This is a genomic window from Rhodococcus mengyinensis, assembly GCF_048381435.1.
Lineage (GTDB): Bacteria > Actinomycetota > Actinomycetes > Mycobacteriales > Mycobacteriaceae > Rhodococcus_F > Rhodococcus_F opacus_D.
The window spans coordinates 161390-176916 of sequence record NZ_JBLWIT010000038.1 but is presented as its reverse complement, the minus strand read 5'-3'; the positions used below and the strand labels follow the sequence as shown (position 1 = coordinate 176916).

The following is a 15527-nucleotide window of genomic DNA, read 5'->3' as shown; positions in this document are numbered from 1 at the left end:
CTGGTCGGTGGTCGGTCCCTGCTGACGAGGCGGTGTCTTGTGGTGCATCCCGAGGTATTGGTGGTCGGAGCTGGTCCGGTCGGTCTGACGGCGGCGATCGAACTGCGCAGGCGAGGCGTCGCCTGCCGCATCATCGATCCCCTGCTCGAGCCACCGCAGTACGCGAAGGCGGTGGGGATCCAACCGCGCAGCCTCGAGGTGTTCGAGAGCATGGGTGTGCTGCGGCACATCCTGGACGCGGCGATCCAGATGCGCGGGCAGATCGTGTACGTCAACGGCGACGAGGTGGCCCGTCTGGAATTGTCGCTACCGGCCGACGTCCCGTTCGAATTCATCGGGCTGCCGCAGTACGAGACCGAACGCATCCTCACCGAATACCTGGCCACGTTCGGCACCACGATCGAACGAGGAACGAGACTGACGGCGTTCGAACAGGACGACGACGGCGTCGTCGCCACGGTCACCGGCGCGGACGGCGACGAAACCGTCCGAACCCAGTACCTTTTCGGCTGCGACGGCGCCCACAGTGTGGTCCGCAAGGGACTCGGCCTCACCTTCGAGGGCGGTGCGTTCCTCGAGCAGTACATGCTCGGCGACGTCGAAGTCGACTGGTCGATGCCCCGCGGCTACGGGATCCGGTCGATGCATCAGACGGACGGCGAGACCGACGACCTGCTCGTGTGCATTCCGCTGCCCGGGCGCCGCCGCTACCGGATGTCGATGCTGGTGCCCAGCGACCTCGCCGGCACCGGCACCCCCGCGGCCGACAAGATCGCGCACGGTTTCGAGGCGGGACCGAAACCGGAGCTGAGCCACATCCAGGCCGTGCTCGACCGCCTGTCACCCGAGCCGACGCGGGCGTCGAACCTCCGCTGGTCGTCCATCTTCCGGATCAGCCACCGCATCGTCGACTCGTACGGGCGCGGGCGGGTGTTCGTCGCGGGCGACGCCGCCCACATTCATCCGCCGACCGGCGCGCAGGGCATGAACACCGGCATCCAGGACGCGCACAACCTGGCGTGGAAGGTCGCGCTGGCCGTGTCCGGCGCCGCGGCCCCCGACCTGCTGGACAGTTACGACGCCGAACGGCGACCCATCGGGGAGGAGGTGGTGGGACGCACCGTGCGCAGCGCCCGGGAGGGGATCGGGGCGGGGTCGTCGGATCCCGACTACGTGATCCGACGCGAGGCCCAACTCCTCATCAGCTACGCGGACAGTCCGATCGTCGCCCAACCGGAGTCGAATGCGGCGCTCGCGCCCGGCACCCGGGCGCCGGACGCCCGCGGGCTGACCCGTGCCGCGGTCGCGTTTCCCCTCCGGCTGTTCACTCTCCTCGCGGGACGGAACCACACGTTGCTGCTGTACGCCGACGAATCGGTCGACGCGCGCGGGCTGGAACTGCTCGAGGCCGCGGCGACGTCGGTGGGCGCGGCGACCCGGGGACTCGTCGACACGTACCTCGTCGCGTCGCCTTCCGCCGAGGTCGGGGAAACCGTGCTTCCCCTCGTCCGAGACCGTGACGGCGAGTTCGCGCACGCGTACGGCGCGGAGGGTTCCGCCGCGTTCGTCGTCCGCCCGGACGGCTATCTGGGGTTCCGGCAGAGTCCGGTCGCGGTCGACGGTCTCACGGAGTACCTGAAGTCGACTTTCCGCTGAGCTCGGGAGTGGTGGGCAGGCCGCGCCGGATGTCACCCGGCGCGGGCTTGCCGAGCGGCGCCCCGACGCGGGTGGCCGAATCGAGCAGCCACGGCACGCTCGTGACCATCACGCCGGACGTGAACAGCAACCTGCCCTTGAGGCGCAGCGCATTCTGGTTGTGCAGCAGGTGTTCCCACCAGCGACCGACCACGTACTCGGGGATGAAGATGGTGACGACGCCGTCCGGAATCCGTTTCCGGACGGATTTCACGTACCCCACGATGGGCCGGGTGACTTCACGGTAGGGCGATTCGAGGACTTTCAGCGGCACCGGAATTTCGTACTTCTCCCACTCCCGCTGCAGTTTTCCGGTGTTGTCGCCCAGCACGGTGACGGCTTCCAGGGTCGTCGGATGGGTGGCGCGGGCGTAGGCCAAGGCCCGGGCGGTGGGTTTGTTGAGCACGGACACCAGCACGATGGTGTGCACCTGGGAGGGGAGGGTGAAGCTGTCCTCGTCGACGACGAGGACGGCCGCGATCCGGTCGTAGTGCCGCCGCACCCCGCGCATCAGGAAGAACAGGATCGGCATGGCGATCACCACGAGGTAGGCGCCCTGGGTGAACTTCGTGATCGTGACGATGATCAGGACGGTGCCGGTGAGGACGGCGCCGGTGCCGTTGAGGGCCCGCCGGCCGTGGATTCGACGACGTTCTCGGGCGTCGGATTCGGTTGTCAGCACACGGTTCCAGTGCCGGACCATGCCCGCCTGGCTGAGGGTGAACGACGTGAACACGCCGAGGATGTACAGCTGGATGAGGTGGGTGACGGACGCGTCGAACAGGACGATCAATCCGCCCGCCGTCACGGCGAGGAGCACGATGCCGTTGCTGAACGCCAACCGGTCGCCGCGGGTGTTCAGCTGGACCGGGAGGTAGCGGTCACGGCCGAGCACCGAGGCGAGCAGCGGGAAACCGTTGTAGGCGGTGTTCGCGGCGAGCACGAGGATCAGCACGGTCGCGGCCTGGACATAGAAGAAGCCGATGTTGGTGGTGCCGCCGAACACGGCCGCCGAGATCTGGGCGATGACGGTGCGCTGCGGATCGGTCTCGCAGTTTCCGGCGAACCCGATCAGATCGCACGGGTTCACCGCGACGTGCACCTTGGCGACGATGGCCAGCGCGGTGATTCCCGCGAACATCACGATGGCCGTCGCGGCCATCGCCATGAGTGTCTTCGCGGCGTTGGCGCTCTTGGGTTTACGGAACGCAGGCACCCCGTTGGAGATCGCCTCGACACCCGTCAGCGCGGTACATCCGGAGGAGAACGCGCGCAGCGCGAAGAACACGAGGGCCAGACCGGTCAGCCCGGACAGTTCCGGTTCGATGGTGTACCCGGCGCTCTCGGCGACAGGTGTCGAACCGGCCGCGACGCGGACGAACCCCGTCACGATCAGGATCATCACCCCGGCGATGAACCCGTACGTCGGGAAGGCGAACATGGTCCCCGATTCGCGGATGCCGCGCAGGTTCATCACCGTCAGCAACACGACGAACGCCACGGCCAGCGCCACCCGGTGCGTGTTCAGCGCGGGCACGGCGGAGATGAGATTGTCGACGCCCGCCGACACCGACACCGCCACCGTCATGACGTAGTCGATGAGCAGTGCCGACGCCACCGTCAGACCCGCGGACGGACCGAGGTTCTTCGTCGCCACCTCGTACGAGCCGCCCCCGCTGGGGTAGGCGTACACCACCTGGCGGTACGACAGGGCGACCACGGCGAGAAGCACCACGACCCCGGCCGCCAGATACGGCGTCAGGTAGAAATAGGCGAGACCGCCCAGGGACAGGATCAGCAGGATCTCCTGCGTCGCGTATGCCACGGACGACAGAGGGTCGGAGGCGAAGATCGGCAGCGCCAGACGCTTGGTCAGCAACTGCTCCCCGAGGTCGTCACTGCGCAGCGGGCGTCCCAGAGCCAGCCGCCGGACCGCTCGAACGAGAGCCACCACCAGTTCAGCGTAGAACCAGGCGCTTCGCGCCCGTGCGCCTTTCCGGTTGTTCCCGCTACCGAAAAGGCGCACGGGTGCGGAGCGCCTGGTGCACCGTGGGATTGCTCCGGCTCGGCGCGTGGCGAACAGGCGGCGCCGCACGCGTTTCGGGAGGCCGGCCTGTCCGCGATGGTCGGCCGAGATGTCGGCGACGCCGCGACCGTGATCGACCGCACCGACCGGGACGAAGCGACGGGCGTGATTGCACTGTCCGAGACGGTGCGGGCCGCTCATGCGCTGGCGGACGATCTGGCGGTCGCGATGGCGGACCTGCCGGGCCGGCGACCGCTGGTGGTCGGAGGCGACTGCAGCATTCTGCTCGGGATCTTTCCCGCGCTGCGCAGGCACCTGGGTTCGGCGGGACTGTGGTTCGTCGACGGGCATCCGAATTATCTCGACGGACGGTCCTCGGACACGGGCGAGACGGCGGACATGGAGCTCGCGGTGCGGTGACGTACCCCCAGCCGGGAGGCCTCGACTGGGATCAACTCGCCGACGTCGTCGCACCACTGGCGCGGTCACCTCGACTCGTGGGGGGTCAGCGTCGCCGACTTCCGCCCCGGATCTCGATCCCACCGGCGACCAGGCGACCCGAGTGCTCGACTTTCTCGGACGCACCCTGCCGTGAGCGGGAAGATCCGGGTTCCTGTCGTCGTTGGACTGGGTCGGCACCTGCCGCGGGCTTTGTGATCGAGCTCACATCCACTCCCTCCGGGAATTGATCGCAGGCTTGGCACGTTAGTTGAGTGAGTAACGCTCAACTTATAGGAGGCTGAGGAATGCCAGCATTCTTCGGGCCGGAGGGCCCAGGTCGCATCGACATCAGTCGGCTCATGAGTCGCTCCACCCAGGAGCTCATGGCTGCTGCTGCCCGCTTCGCCGCAGGTCGTGGCGACGCGGAACTCGATGCGCTCCACGTTCTGCGCGTCATGACAGAACACGAACCCGTCACCTCTCTGATGCGCCGCGCAGGCGCCGACACGTCGGCCGTCGCCGATGCCGTCGAACTGCGTCTGCCCCAGAGCCGTGACACGTCAGGCTTTGCAGCACCCGCACTGAGCGGCGCGCTGAAGACGGCGCTGCTCGAGGCGCACCAACTCGCGCGCGCCCTCGGGTCCACCTACATCGATCCCGAGCACCTCTTCCTGGCGCTCGCCGCGGATCAGGACCACGCCGCCGGACGCCTGCTCGCGTCCGAGGGAATCACCCCGGAGCGCCTGCAGACCGCCGTGCAGGGTGGATCGGTGGAGGAGGAATCCTCGAACTCGGGGACCCCCACGCTCGACAAGTACGGCTTCGACCTCACCGAACGCGCACGCGGCGGCGGAGTCGACCCGGTGATCGGGCGCGCCGACGAGATCGAGCAGACCATCGAAATTCTCTCGCGCCGCACCAAGAACAACCCCGTGCTGGTCGGTGAGGCCGGCGTCGGCAAGACGGCGGTCGTCGAGGGCCTCGCCCAGCGCATCGTCGACGGCGACGTCCCCGACCGCCTGACGGGCAAGCGCATCGTCCAGCTCGACCTGTCGAGCATGGTGTCGGGCACCCGCTACCGCGGTGACTTCGAGGAACGCCTCAACAAGGTGATCGACGAGATCTCGGCCCACTCGGACGAGCTGATCGTCTTCATCGACGAGGTCCACTCCATCGCCGGTGCCGGCGGCGGCGCCGAGGGTGCGATGGATGCGGGCAACATTCTCAAGCCGAAGCTCGCCCGTGGTGAGCTGCACATCGTCGGTGCGACGACGCTCGACGAGTACCGCAAGCACATCGAGAAGGATCCGGCGCTCGAACGCAGGTTCCAGCCGGTGACGGTTGCGGAGCCGAGTGTGGAGGATGCGGTGGCGATCCTGTCCGGTCTGCGTGACCGGTACGAGGAGCACCACGGCGTCCGCTACACGGACGAGGCGATCACGGCGGCCGTCGAGTTGTCGGCCCGTTACATCGGTGACCGCTTCCTGCCGGACAAGGCGATCGACCTGATCGATCAGGCGGGGGCCCGGTTGCGGCTGCGGATGCCGAGCGTCGATGTCGAGGCTCTGCGGGCGAAGCTCGCGGAACTCGAGCAGGCCAAGGAACAGGCCGTCGCCGACGAGCAGTACGAGAAGGCTTCGCGACTGCGGGACGAGGCCATGGAGGTTCAGGCCCGGATCGACGGGAAGGCGGTCGGCACGAACGACACGACACCCGAGGTGACTGCCGAGCAGATCGCGGAGGTCGTGTCGCGGGCCACCGGAATCCCGGCCAGCCAGATGACCGAGGAGGAGAAGGAACGCCTCCGCCGGCTCGAGGACGAACTGCATCGTCGTGTCATCGGCCAGGACGACGCCGTGCGGGCCATCGCCCGGGCGGTGCGCCGCAGCCGCACCGGCATGAACGATCCGGATCGTCCCGTGGGCAGCTTCCTGTTTCTCGGACCGACCGGAGTCGGCAAGACCGAACTGGCGAAGGCGCTGGCCGCCACGCTGTTCGGTGACGAGAACAAGTTGCTGCGACTCGACATGAGCGAGTTCGGTGAACGTCACACGGTCAGCCGGCTCGTCGGTGCCCCTCCCGGCTACGTCGGATACGGGGAGGCGGGACAGCTCACCGAGCAGGTCCGCCGGAACCCGTACTCGGTGATCCTGCTCGACGAAATCGAGAAGGCGCACCCCGACGTGTTCAACACGCTGCTGCAGGTGCTCGACGACGGCCGACTCACGGACGGTCAGGGCCGGACGGTGGATTTCAAGAACACCGTTCTGATCATGACCAGCAATCTGGGGTCCGACATCATCTCCAGCAAGTCGGGTGCGCTGGGCTTCAGCACCGGTGACGCGGAGGCTTCGGAGAAGCCGCTGCGGGATCGGGTGATGGGCCGGCTGCGTGAGTCGATGCGTCCGGAGTTCCTGAACCGGATCGACGAGATCGTGATCTTCCGCAAGCTCGACACCGAGCAGCTGCACCGGATCACCGACCTGCTGCTGGACGACAGCCGGAAGCGGCTGCAGTCCAAGGGCATCGAGATCTCGTTCAGTGAGGCCGCGGTCGATTGGATTGCCGAGCACGGACACCAGCCCGAGTTCGGGGCGCGTCCGTTGCGCCGGTCGATCCAGCGGGCCGTCGACGATCGGATCGCCGATCTGCTGCTCGACGACGTCCTCGTCGAGGGTGGCAGCATCGCGGTCGGAGTGTCCGACGACGAGTTGGATCTCGTAGTCGGCTGATCCCCGACGTGAGTGGCAGAGTGTGCTTCGGCACGCTCTGCCACTCACGTGTGTGGGTAGCCCCTTGCCCGCCCTCGCCGTCTCGGATCAGCACCCGGTGATGAGGTGTGCGTCGTGCACCGTCACCTGTGCGGTGTGCAGGGCTGCAATGTGATCCGGGTGTGTGCCCGGAGCGTTGCCCTCCACGCCGGAGAAGAGCCGAATTACCGTCGACTCGCGGTGTGTGCTCGCCTCCGAAACGGTTACCTACTACCCAGCCTGTTCAGCCGAGCAACTCGACTTCCCAATTCTCCTTCTGCACTTGCAGATCGATTTCCCGGATCTTCCGGGCGAGATCGTCTGCCGTCCGCCGCAGATCCCGGACGGGCAACGCCGCGACGAAGACGAGTTCGGAGCGGAGTTGCCTGCCGTATCGGTCCTGCTCACGCCCGGAGGCGGCATCCGCGGCGGCGGACACCACCCGGTGCCGGATGCGCAGCATGTCCCGGCGGGCCAGTGCGTCCGTGATGCTCGCGTCGCCCAGTGGTGCAGCGGTATTCGTCCGATTGATCCTTCGGACGAGGACCTCCAGGCGGTCCAGGACCTCCTCGAGTTCGACGAGGAGCGCCGCGGCGTCCTCCGCCGGCGACTCGCCCTCCTGGTGTCGTGCGTTCGTGAGGATGCGCGACTTCAGGTGCTCCACCCGACGCGTCAGATCGCCCCGTTCGGCCAGTGCCTCAGCCAACTTCACGGTTACCTCCTTTCTCGAAGTCGTTGTAGGGCAGCGTAAATGGTGAATGGAAAAGTGCCCGCCCGGGGGCGGACGGGTCGCGGCACCGTGAAGGGAGCGATCGAAGCGCGTCGAACGCGCGGGTGAATTCCCCGAACCGTCGTGTCGGAGAGATATCTCGGTGGGCGCTCATGCGCCTTTCGTCGAGTCGAATTCGAGCATCTTCAATAGGTACCACATTCGCGCCCGTGTGGCGACAGTCGATTCGCCCCAGGTGAGTGCCGAAGTGTGTTCCGCCGTTCGTTGGCACTCACGTGCTGGTGGGGGCGACTATCGTCGAGGGTATGCGAGCGGAAGACGGCGAATTGACCTCCAAGCACCAACCGTTGCTGGTGCTGAGCAAGATCACGGAGATCCTCGATGCCTTCAGCCTGACGCGTCCGTCGATGACGCTGGGCGAGATCCACCAGGCGACGGGACTGCCGACGTCGACGGTCCAACGGCTGGTCAGCAACCTCGTGGCGCAGGAATTCCTCGACCGGTCCGGCGACCAGATCCGGATCGGCGTGAAGATGGCGTTCTGGGCCGCGACGGCCACCAAGGGACTCGACATCCTGGCTGTCGTCACGCCGGTGTTGAAGGAGATCCGCGACGCCACCGGCGAGACCGCCAGCTTCTTCCGGGTCGAGCAGGGCTACCGCGTGTGCGTGGCCATCGCGGAGACCGAGCACGCGCTGCGTCGCAACATGTACGTCGGGAAGATCGTCCCCCTGCCCGCGGGATCGGCGGGCCGGGTTCTGCTCGCCTGGAACCCGGACCTCACCGAACAGGTCCTCGCCGGCCCCATCGAGCCGATGACCGAGGGCACCGTCACCGACACCGCGGTGCTGCGCGAACTGATCCACCAGGCCCGGGCCGACGGGTACGCCATCACCGCGGGGGAGCGGGAGGACAGCGCCTCGGGATTGGCTGCGCCCGTGTTCGATTCGTCCGCCGACGTGATCGGTGCTCTGGCCATCAGCGGGCCGACACTGCGCATGCCACGCGAACAGTGCGAGAAATGGGTGGATCTGCTCGTCGGCAGCGCCGAGCAGGTCACCCGGACGCTGGGTGGCCGCTACCCGTCATGAGTTGCGCCGCGATCGTGCGGCCGGCGTCGTGCATGGCCGCGGCGTTCGTGGCGACGAGGACGCCGGCGAACCGGGACCGGTAGTCGCCGAGATCGTCGCCGACGGAGCCGACGACGGCGTACACCGGGGTGGTGCCCGCGCGGGCGAGGATCGCGGAGATGATCTTGCCCGCTTTCGTCTGTCCGTCCAGCCGGCCCTCGCCGACGACGATCGCCGACGCGTCCGCGGCCAGGGTGTCGAAGCCGATCACGTCGAGGATGTAATCGGCGCCCGAGCGTAGTTCGGCGCCGTACCGCGCCCACATCCCGCCGGAGAACCCGCCAGCCGCACCGGTCGCGTCGACACTCGACGGGTCGCGGGGCAGAGCCCGCGCCTTCGCCTCGAGCTGCCGCGTGAGGACCTGCACGGCGCCCGCGTCGGCGCCCTTCTGCGGTCCGAACACCCTGGCCGCGTCGACGTACCGGGTGGTGACGTCGGTCAGGACGGTGACGGCGGCGCCCCGGAGTCCGCCGCCCGCCTCGATGGCGGCGACGGCCCCGGTGCCGCCGTCCGTGGTGGCGGACCCGCCGGCCGCGACGACGATGTGCCGGGCACCGCGCCGGGCGGCGTCGGCGACGAGCATCCCGGTGCCGTACGTGGTGGCGGTGACCGGGTCACGGGGGCCGTCGTGCGGCGTGGTGATCCCGGAGGCGGCGGCGATCTCGATGACCGCGGTCCCGTCGTCGGACAGTCCGTACGTCGGCCGGCACGGGCTGCCCCACGGGTTGCGGGACCGGGTGGTGACCGGGCGCAATCCGAGGGGGACGGTGAGAACGTCGAGGGTGCCCTCGCCGCCGTCGGCGACTGGCAGCCTGATCGCGGTACCGCCGGACGACTCGACCCCCGTCGCGACCGCGTCGGCGACCTCGCGGGCGGTGTAGGTGCCCTTGAAACTGTCGGGGGCGATCAGAACCGTCATGAGTTCCACGCTTCCGGGTTGACCGGATGCGGGGGAATCCGGTTCTGCGCCATAGCCACAGCGTTCTCGGCGCACAGCCTCGCCATCTCGGCGCGCACCGACACCGTGGCGCTGCCGAGGTGGGGGAGCAGGACCGTGTTCGACAGTTCCGCGAGCCCCGGGGCGAGCGCGGGTTCGTCCTCGTAGACGTCCAGCCCGGCCCCGGCGATCTCCCCGGATTTCAGGGCGGCGACGAGGGCGGCTTCGTCGACGACGGGACCGCGGGCGGTGTTGATCAGGATCGCGGAGGGCTTCATCGCCGCCAGCACGCCCGCATCGACCAGGTGGCGGGTCTGCGCGTTGAGGGGCACGTGCAGCGACAGGTAGTCGCTGGTGGTGACGAGGGTGTCCCAGCCGGTGTGGGTGACGAGTCCGGCGAACTCCCCGAGTTCCTCGTCCGAGACCGGCCGGTCGCCGGGCGGCCGCGGGCAGAACAGCACCTGCATCCCGAACGCCAGTGCCCGTTTCGCGGTCGCCCGCGCGATCCGGCCGAATCCGGCGAGACCGAGCGTGCGCCCCGAAACGTCCTGGCCGAGGAGCAGGTTCGGTTCCCATCCGGTGAACTGTCCGGCGCGGACGAACGTGTCGGCCTCCACGGCGCGGCGGGCGGTGGCCATGATCAGCAGCATCGCGACGTCGGCGGTGGCGTCGGTGAGCACACCGGGTGTGTTGCCGACGAGTATCGAGTTCGCGGTCGCCGCCCCGATGTCGACGTTGTTGAACCCGACCGCGTAGTTGGAGATACCGCGGATCTTCGCGGCGGCCAGGAGATCGGCGTCGAACGTGTCGCGAAGCTGGGACACCACCACGTCGTAGTCGCCGGACACGCAGACCTCCCGCAGCCGGGCGGCGTCCGGAAGCTCGTCGGGAACGTCGACGCTGCCCGCGGCGCGCAGCAGCGTGAGGGCGGGTTCGGGGATCGGGGTGGTGACGTAGAACCGCGCGGCCCTCATCGGCCGCCTCCGATGACCCACTCGAACGCGGTGGCATTGGAGCGTGCGCCCTGCGCGGCCTTGGACCGGTTGGCTTCGCCGAGTTCGGCGAGGGTCTTCTCGGACAGTTCCACGAGGGAGCCGAACGTGGTGGGGTTCAGCCAGTCCGGGCGGGTGGCGAACAGCAGGTCCTCGCTGGCGGTGTTGCCGCTGGCGCCGGGTGCGAACGGGCAGCCGCCGAGTCCGCCGAGGGCGCCGTCGACGGTCATCGCGCCGGCCGCGACCGCGGCGAGGCTGTTCGCGACCCCGAGACCCCAGGTGTCGTGGCCGTGGAAGACGATGCCGCGCTGCGGGGTTTCGAGCCGTACCCGGGAGACGAGCGAGTACACCTCGGCGGGGACGGCCTGGCCGAGGGTGTCGCAGACGACGACGTCGACGGCGCCGTGGGCGCGCGGGTCGTTGGCGATGTCGATGACCCGCTGCTCGGGCACCCGGCCCTCGAACGGGCAGGTGAACGACGTCGCGATGCACAGCTGGATGCTGCCGCCGACCTGCTGGGCGAGTTCGATCGCGGCGGGCATCGCGGCGAGGCTGTCCTCGGTGGAGCGACCGATGTTCGCCTGGTTGTGGGAATCGGAGGCGGAGAAGCAGTACTGGAAATGTCGTGCGCCGGCCGCGGCGGCCTTCTCCACGTGCCGGGGCGTCGCCACCCACACCCAGCAGTGATCGAGTTCCTCCGGGGTCAGCTCCGAGATCACCTCGACGGTGTTCGCCATCGGCGGGACCAGGTCGGGGCGGGCCATCGACCCGATCTCGAGCGCGGGCACGCCGAGTTCGAGGAGCCGGCGGGCGATCTCGAGCTTCCGGGCGGTGGGCAGCATCTTGCCCGTCAACTGCAACCCGTCACGCAGGGTGACGTCGCGGAGCAGGGTGCGTGATTCGAAGGACTGCGTCATGAGAGGCCACCTACCGTGTCGTTGACGATGGAGTCGATCTGTTCCGGGGTCTTGCCGAGCACCGTTTCCAGGACCTCCCGGGTGTGCTCGCCGAGGTCCGGTCCGACGTTGCGGATGGGCAGCGACTTGCCGCCGATCACCGGGACGATGCCGGGGAACCCGACCTGCTTCGGCTCGGCCTCACCGGTGTCGACGGTGAACTGCTGAATCATGTTGCGGGCCGCGTACTGCTCGTCGCTGCAGATGTCGGCGGCGGTGTTGATCGGACCCGACGGCACCCCGGCCGCATCGAGGATCTTCAGCGCCTCGTCGCGCGAGTACTGGATCGTCCACTGGCCGATCGCGGTGTCGAGTTCGTCGCGGCGCGCCCACCGTCCGGCGTTGGTGGACAGGTCCGGGTCGGCGCCGAGGTCGGGACGGCCGATGGTGTCCATGTAGCGCTGGAAGATGGCGTCACCGTTGCCGGCGATGATGATGCTGTCACCGTCGCTGCAGATGTATGCGTTCGACGGGGCGATGCCCTCCATCCGGCCGCCGACGCGTTCGCGTTTGATGCCGTACGCGAGGTAGTCGGGGATCAGCGACTCCATCATCGACAGGATCGATTCGTTGAGGGCGACGTCGATGATCCGATGCGGCAGGGACGGACCCGGGGTTCCGGCGACCTTCGCGGCTTCGCGCTGGAACAGGGCCATCACCGCACCGAACGCTGCGTAGAGGCCGGCGATCGAGTCGCCGATCGACACCCCCACCCGCACCGGTGGCCGGTCCGGGTCGCCGACGAGTTCACGGAATCCGCCCGCGGCCTCCGCGACCGCGGCGAACCCCGGCCTCTGCGACATCGGCCCGGTCTGCCCGAACGCCGAGATGCGGGTGATCACCAGGTCCGGATTGGCCGCGTTCAACGCGTCCGGTCCGATGCCCCACTTCTCCAGGGTGCCGGGCCGGAAGTTCTCCAGCAGGATGTCGCACTTGGCGGCGAGGTCCAGGACGAGCTGCCTGCCTTCCTCGGTGCGCAGGTCCAGCACGATCGACTTCTTGTTGCGGTTGATCGTGCGGTACAGCATCGAGGTGTCGCCGGAGTAGAGCCGCCAGTTGCGCAGTTCGTCGCCGGTCTTCGGGCGCTCCACCTTGATGACCTCGGCCCCGAAGTCGGCGAGCATCCGGCCCGCGGTCGGAGCGGCGATGTAGTTACCGAGCTCGAGTACCCGAACCCCGTCGAGGGGCCGAATGGTGTTGTCGGAGAACATGGTGATCCTTAACTGATAGTGACGCTCAGAGAACGAGGCTCACGGGCAGGACGAGCAGTATTGCGACGACCGATGCCACCGATACTCCCACCGAACACGTCTTCAGCGTGCCTCGTGTGGTCTGACCCATCAAGGACTGCAGCAGCCAGAACGTGTTGCTGGTGACGTGCACCGCGAACAGGGAGCCGGCGCCGGCCGCGAGGGCGATGAGGACGGGGTCGAGGCCGAGGGTCGGGGCGATGGGGGCGAGGACGCCCGCGGCGGTGATCGCGGAGATGGTCACCGAGCCGACGGCGACGTGCAGGACGGCGGCGATCACCCACACCATCAGCAGCGGAGCGGCGTGATTGGCGGTGAAGTACTTGCCGAGGATGTCGCCGAGACCGGCCGCGGCGATGGTCGCGGCGAGGGACCCGCCGACGCCGGTGAGGATGAGAATCTGGCCGCTCTCGCTGAAACCGCTGGCGATCGCCTTCTGGACGCGGTGCTGGCCGACGGTGAGGCGTCCGACGAAGCTGGTGCCGATCAGTCCGATCAACAACGCGATGAGCGGCTCGGACACGAACGACACGACCGGATTGCTGATCTCGGCGATGTCCAGGATCGCGCCGGTCGCGATGAGCAGGAGGGAAACGAGCAGCGGAGCGAGGAGCAGGATGAGGGGGCGGTCGTGCGCCGCGCGCCCGGCCGTGACCTCGGTGACGGTCGCGGCGCGTTGCGCCTGGGCGACGCCGCCGCCGGCATCGGGCCGCGGGGTGGTCCCGCCGCTGCCGCCGTCGGTCCACTGGTCCTCTTCATCGTCGACGACCGTCTGATGGAAGTGCTCTTCGTCCTTCTCCGGGTTCCACCAACCGCGGGTGAACAGGAAGGACATGATCGCGACCGAGATCGCCACGGTCGGGATCACCAGGATGAGTCCGAAGATCAGCATCTTGCCGAGCGGCACACCGAGTAGTCCGGCGAGGGCGAGGGCGCCGACACCGGGAACCATGAGCACGATGCCGCACTCGAGGCCGATGGCGAGGGCGGTGGCCATGCGTGCGGTCCCGACCCGGCCGACCTTCGGTGCGAGGTTGCGGGCGAGCGGGGCGGAGATGACGAGCAGGACGTCGAGGAAGATGGACTGCAGCAACGTCGCGATCGTCAGCGATAGTGCATAGGGCATTCGTTTCGGCCCGAACACGCGTAGAAGTGTCCCGACCAGGCGCTGGATCGCGCCCATTTCTTTCAGCATGGCGCCCATCAGGACGCCGAAGGCGATCAGAAGTCCCACTTCGGCCATGATGTCGCCGAAACCGGTGCTGATGACTTCCACCGTTTCGGCCGTGCCGAGTCCCGTCGTGAGTCCGAGGTAGGCGGATCCGACGACCAGTGACACCACTGGGTTGAACTTGAAACGCACGATCATCAGAACGACCGCCGCTACGGCGACCGTGGTGTTGATCAGGATTGCTACGTCTGACATGTGCGCGTCCTTATCGAGGAGGCGGGTAGTGACTGGTGTCACAGGTACACCCATATTATGAGCACACACTCACGATATAAGCAATGGGCCTTCGGCCTCGTGCGCCTTTCCGGTTGTTCCGGCAACCAGAAAGGCGCACGGGGGCCGAAGGCCCTGGAATACTCGACGCATGGTCGTGCTGGATCCGTTTGCGGTGGGACGGCCGACGGCCGCCGAGCGCAGAGCGTCGGAGGATTGGAGCGAGATCCAACTCTGGTCCGACCGCGTGTACATGCCCTATGTCGTGCGTCCGCTCGGTGCCGGGCTGTCACCCCGGTCGAGCATGTACTCCACGAAGATCGGCGACATCACCGTCACCCGGTTCTCCTACGGAATTCCCGTCTCGGTCGGCGACTTCTCATCCGACGCCGGAAACGCGCTCGTTCTCACGACCATTCGGGGCAACGCCCGGCACCACCTCGACCACGACGCCACCGCGGACACACCGGTTGGTGACACGTTCGTCGCCGACTGCAGTCGCGTCGACTACCTCGTCGAGTTCTCGCCTGACCACGTCCAGCTCAATCTCACCGTTCCCCACACGCTGCTCGCTGACACGGCCGTGCGGTGGTGGGGATTCGACCCCGGAGATCTTCTCTGGCAACGCAAATGCGTCATCGGGGGCGGTGGATCCGGCTGGCAGGCGCTGCTCGGATACGCCATGCGGACGACGGGAGAGCTACCCGGACACGCCACCGAGGGGCGCATCGGGCTCAACCTGCAGGAGTTGCTCGTCGGTCACCTGCTCACCGAATGGGCGGCCCGCACCGGAGTGGACCCGGACAGGTCCACCGGCCCGGCGGCGCCCGGCTATGTGCGGCACGCCGTCCAGTACATCCGGGAGTACGCCCGCGAACTGCCGACCGCCTCCGACATCGCCGACGCGGTGGGGGTCAGCGTCCGGACCCTGTCCGGGTCGTTCCGGAAATACCTGGACACCACCCCGGCCGAATACGTGCGTGAGCAGCGGCTCCAGGGCATTCGGGAGGAACTGCTCACAGCGTCGCCGGGGGAGACCGTCGCCTCGATCGCCGGCGCGTGGGGATACGTCAACCTCGGCCTCTTCGCGGCCGCCTATCGTCGCCGGTTCGGCGAGAATCCGTCGCAGACCAGGGCCTTCGGCCCCGTGAGTGGTTGACGAGTCCAGAGACTCCT

12 protein-coding genes are annotated in these 15527 nt (G+C 68.1%); 5 read left to right on the top strand and 7 right to left on the bottom strand.

Translation table 11 applies throughout. The features are described from left to right. The first annotated feature begins 39 nt into the window (after nucleotides 1-39). Nucleotides 40-1656 carry an FAD-dependent monooxygenase gene (locus ACNJ7E_RS05540; protein ID WP_280778663.1) on the top strand — a complete coding sequence of 539 codons (1617 nt, stop codon included), beginning with the start codon at nucleotides 40-42 and terminating at the stop codon, nucleotides 1654-1656. Here ACNJ7E_RS05540 and ACNJ7E_RS05535 read toward each other — a convergent pair. Next, complete coding sequence (locus ACNJ7E_RS05535) at nucleotides 1625-3649, bottom strand: APC family permease (RefSeq protein WP_280779167.1); 2025 nt, start codon at nucleotides 3647-3649, stop codon at nucleotides 1625-1627. The two genes, ACNJ7E_RS05540 and ACNJ7E_RS05535, sit on opposite strands and share 32 nt — an antisense overlap. Nucleotides 3650-3817: 168 nt before the next feature. On the opposite strand from ACNJ7E_RS05535, the gene ACNJ7E_RS05530 reads away from it, so the two are divergent. Then, nucleotides 3818-4141 (top strand): arginase family protein, encoded by a 324-nt coding sequence (locus tag ACNJ7E_RS05530; protein ID WP_348539579.1) that lies wholly within the window; start codon nucleotides 3818-3820, stop codon nucleotides 4139-4141. Between the two features lie 326 nt (nucleotides 4142-4467). Continuing rightward, nucleotides 4468-6894 carry an ATP-dependent Clp protease ATP-binding subunit gene (locus tag ACNJ7E_RS05525; protein WP_418339335.1) on the top strand — a complete coding sequence of 809 codons (2427 nt, stop codon included), beginning with the start codon at nucleotides 4468-4470 and terminating at the stop codon, nucleotides 6892-6894. A 262-nt stretch (nucleotides 6895-7156) separates the two neighbouring features. Here ACNJ7E_RS05525 and ACNJ7E_RS05520 read toward each other — a convergent pair whose 3' ends face one another. Further along, the gene (locus tag ACNJ7E_RS05520) at nucleotides 7157-7624 is read right to left on the bottom strand and encodes a DIP1984 family protein (protein WP_418339334.1); all 468 of its coding nucleotides are present in this window, start codon (nucleotides 7622-7624) and stop codon (nucleotides 7157-7159) included. Nucleotides 7625-7947: 323 nt separating this feature from the next. Here ACNJ7E_RS05520 and ACNJ7E_RS05515 point away from each other — a divergent pair, with 323 nt between their 5' ends. Further along, on the top strand, nucleotides 7948-8733 hold the full coding sequence (locus ACNJ7E_RS05515; RefSeq protein ID WP_105413000.1) for an IclR family transcriptional regulator: 786 nt from the start codon (nucleotides 7948-7950) through the stop codon (nucleotides 8731-8733). Here ACNJ7E_RS05515 and ACNJ7E_RS05510 read toward each other — a convergent pair. The 5 genes from ACNJ7E_RS05510 to ACNJ7E_RS05490 are packed head-to-tail and all read right to left on the bottom strand — an operon-like array spanning nucleotide 8699 to nucleotide 14333. After that, nucleotides 8699-9691, bottom strand: a complete 993-nt coding sequence (locus ACNJ7E_RS05510; RefSeq protein WP_418339333.1) for a glycerate kinase — start codon at nucleotides 9689-9691, stop codon at nucleotides 8699-8701. The genes ACNJ7E_RS05515 and ACNJ7E_RS05510 overlap by 35 nt on opposite strands. After that, nucleotides 9688-10683 carry a 2-hydroxyacid dehydrogenase gene (locus ACNJ7E_RS05505; RefSeq protein ID WP_418339332.1) on the bottom strand — a complete coding sequence of 332 codons (996 nt, stop codon included), beginning with the start codon at nucleotides 10681-10683 and terminating at the stop codon, nucleotides 9688-9690. The genes ACNJ7E_RS05510 and ACNJ7E_RS05505 overlap by 4 nt, the downstream gene beginning before the upstream one ends. Then, complete coding sequence (locus ACNJ7E_RS05500; protein ID WP_105413003.1) at nucleotides 10680-11618, bottom strand: hydroxymethylglutaryl-CoA lyase; 939 nt, start codon at nucleotides 11616-11618, stop codon at nucleotides 10680-10682. Before ACNJ7E_RS05500 ends, ACNJ7E_RS05505 begins: the two co-directional genes overlap by 4 nt. Then, nucleotides 11615-12868, bottom strand: a complete 1254-nt coding sequence (locus ACNJ7E_RS05495; RefSeq protein WP_009477976.1) for a CaiB/BaiF CoA transferase family protein — start codon at nucleotides 12866-12868, stop codon at nucleotides 11615-11617. The genes ACNJ7E_RS05500 and ACNJ7E_RS05495 overlap by 4 nt, the downstream gene beginning before the upstream one ends. 25 nt (nucleotides 12869-12893) lie before the next feature. Continuing rightward, nucleotides 12894-14333, bottom strand: a complete 1440-nt coding sequence (locus tag ACNJ7E_RS05490; protein WP_418339331.1) for a GntP family permease — start codon at nucleotides 14331-14333, stop codon at nucleotides 12894-12896. A 169-nt stretch (nucleotides 14334-14502) separates the two neighbouring features. Here ACNJ7E_RS05490 and ACNJ7E_RS05485 point away from each other — a divergent pair, with 169 nt between their 5' ends. Next, entirely contained in the window at nucleotides 14503-15510 is a 1008-nt protein-coding gene (locus ACNJ7E_RS05485) for an AraC family transcriptional regulator (RefSeq protein WP_283330704.1), read from the top strand. The last annotated feature ends 17 nt before the right edge of the window (nucleotides 15511-15527 follow it).

What these genes read in the sequence shown, in the direction of transcription:
- ACNJ7E_RS05530 (WP_348539579.1), top strand. Translation starts at nt 3,818, where the DNA reads ATGGTCGGCCGAGATGTCGGCGACGCCGCGACCGTGATCGACCGCACC.
- ACNJ7E_RS05525 (WP_418339335.1), top strand. Translation starts at nt 4,468, where the DNA reads ATGCCAGCATTCTTCGGGCCGGAGGGCCCAGGTCGCATCGACATCAGT.
- ACNJ7E_RS05515 (WP_105413000.1), top strand. Translation starts at nt 7,948, where the DNA reads ATGCGAGCGGAAGACGGCGAATTGACCTCCAAGCACCAACCGTTGCTG.
- ACNJ7E_RS05510 (WP_418339333.1), bottom strand. Translation starts at nt 9,691, where the DNA reads ATGACGGTTCTGATCGCCCCCGACAGTTTCAAGGGCACCTACACCGCC.
- ACNJ7E_RS05505 (WP_418339332.1), bottom strand. Translation starts at nt 10,683, where the DNA reads ATGAGGGCCGCGCGGTTCTACGTCACCACCCCGATCCCCGAACCCGCC.
- ACNJ7E_RS05500 (WP_105413003.1), bottom strand. Translation starts at nt 11,618, where the DNA reads ATGACGCAGTCCTTCGAATCACGCACCCTGCTCCGCGACGTCACCCTG.
- ACNJ7E_RS05495 (WP_009477976.1), bottom strand. Translation starts at nt 12,868, where the DNA reads ATGTTCTCCGACAACACCATTCGGCCCCTCGACGGGGTTCGGGTACTC.
- ACNJ7E_RS05490 (WP_418339331.1), bottom strand. Translation starts at nt 14,333, where the DNA reads ATGTCAGACGTAGCAATCCTGATCAACACCACGGTCGCCGTAGCGGCG.
- ACNJ7E_RS05485 (WP_283330704.1), top strand. Translation starts at nt 14,503, where the DNA reads ATGGTCGTGCTGGATCCGTTTGCGGTGGGACGGCCGACGGCCGCCGAG.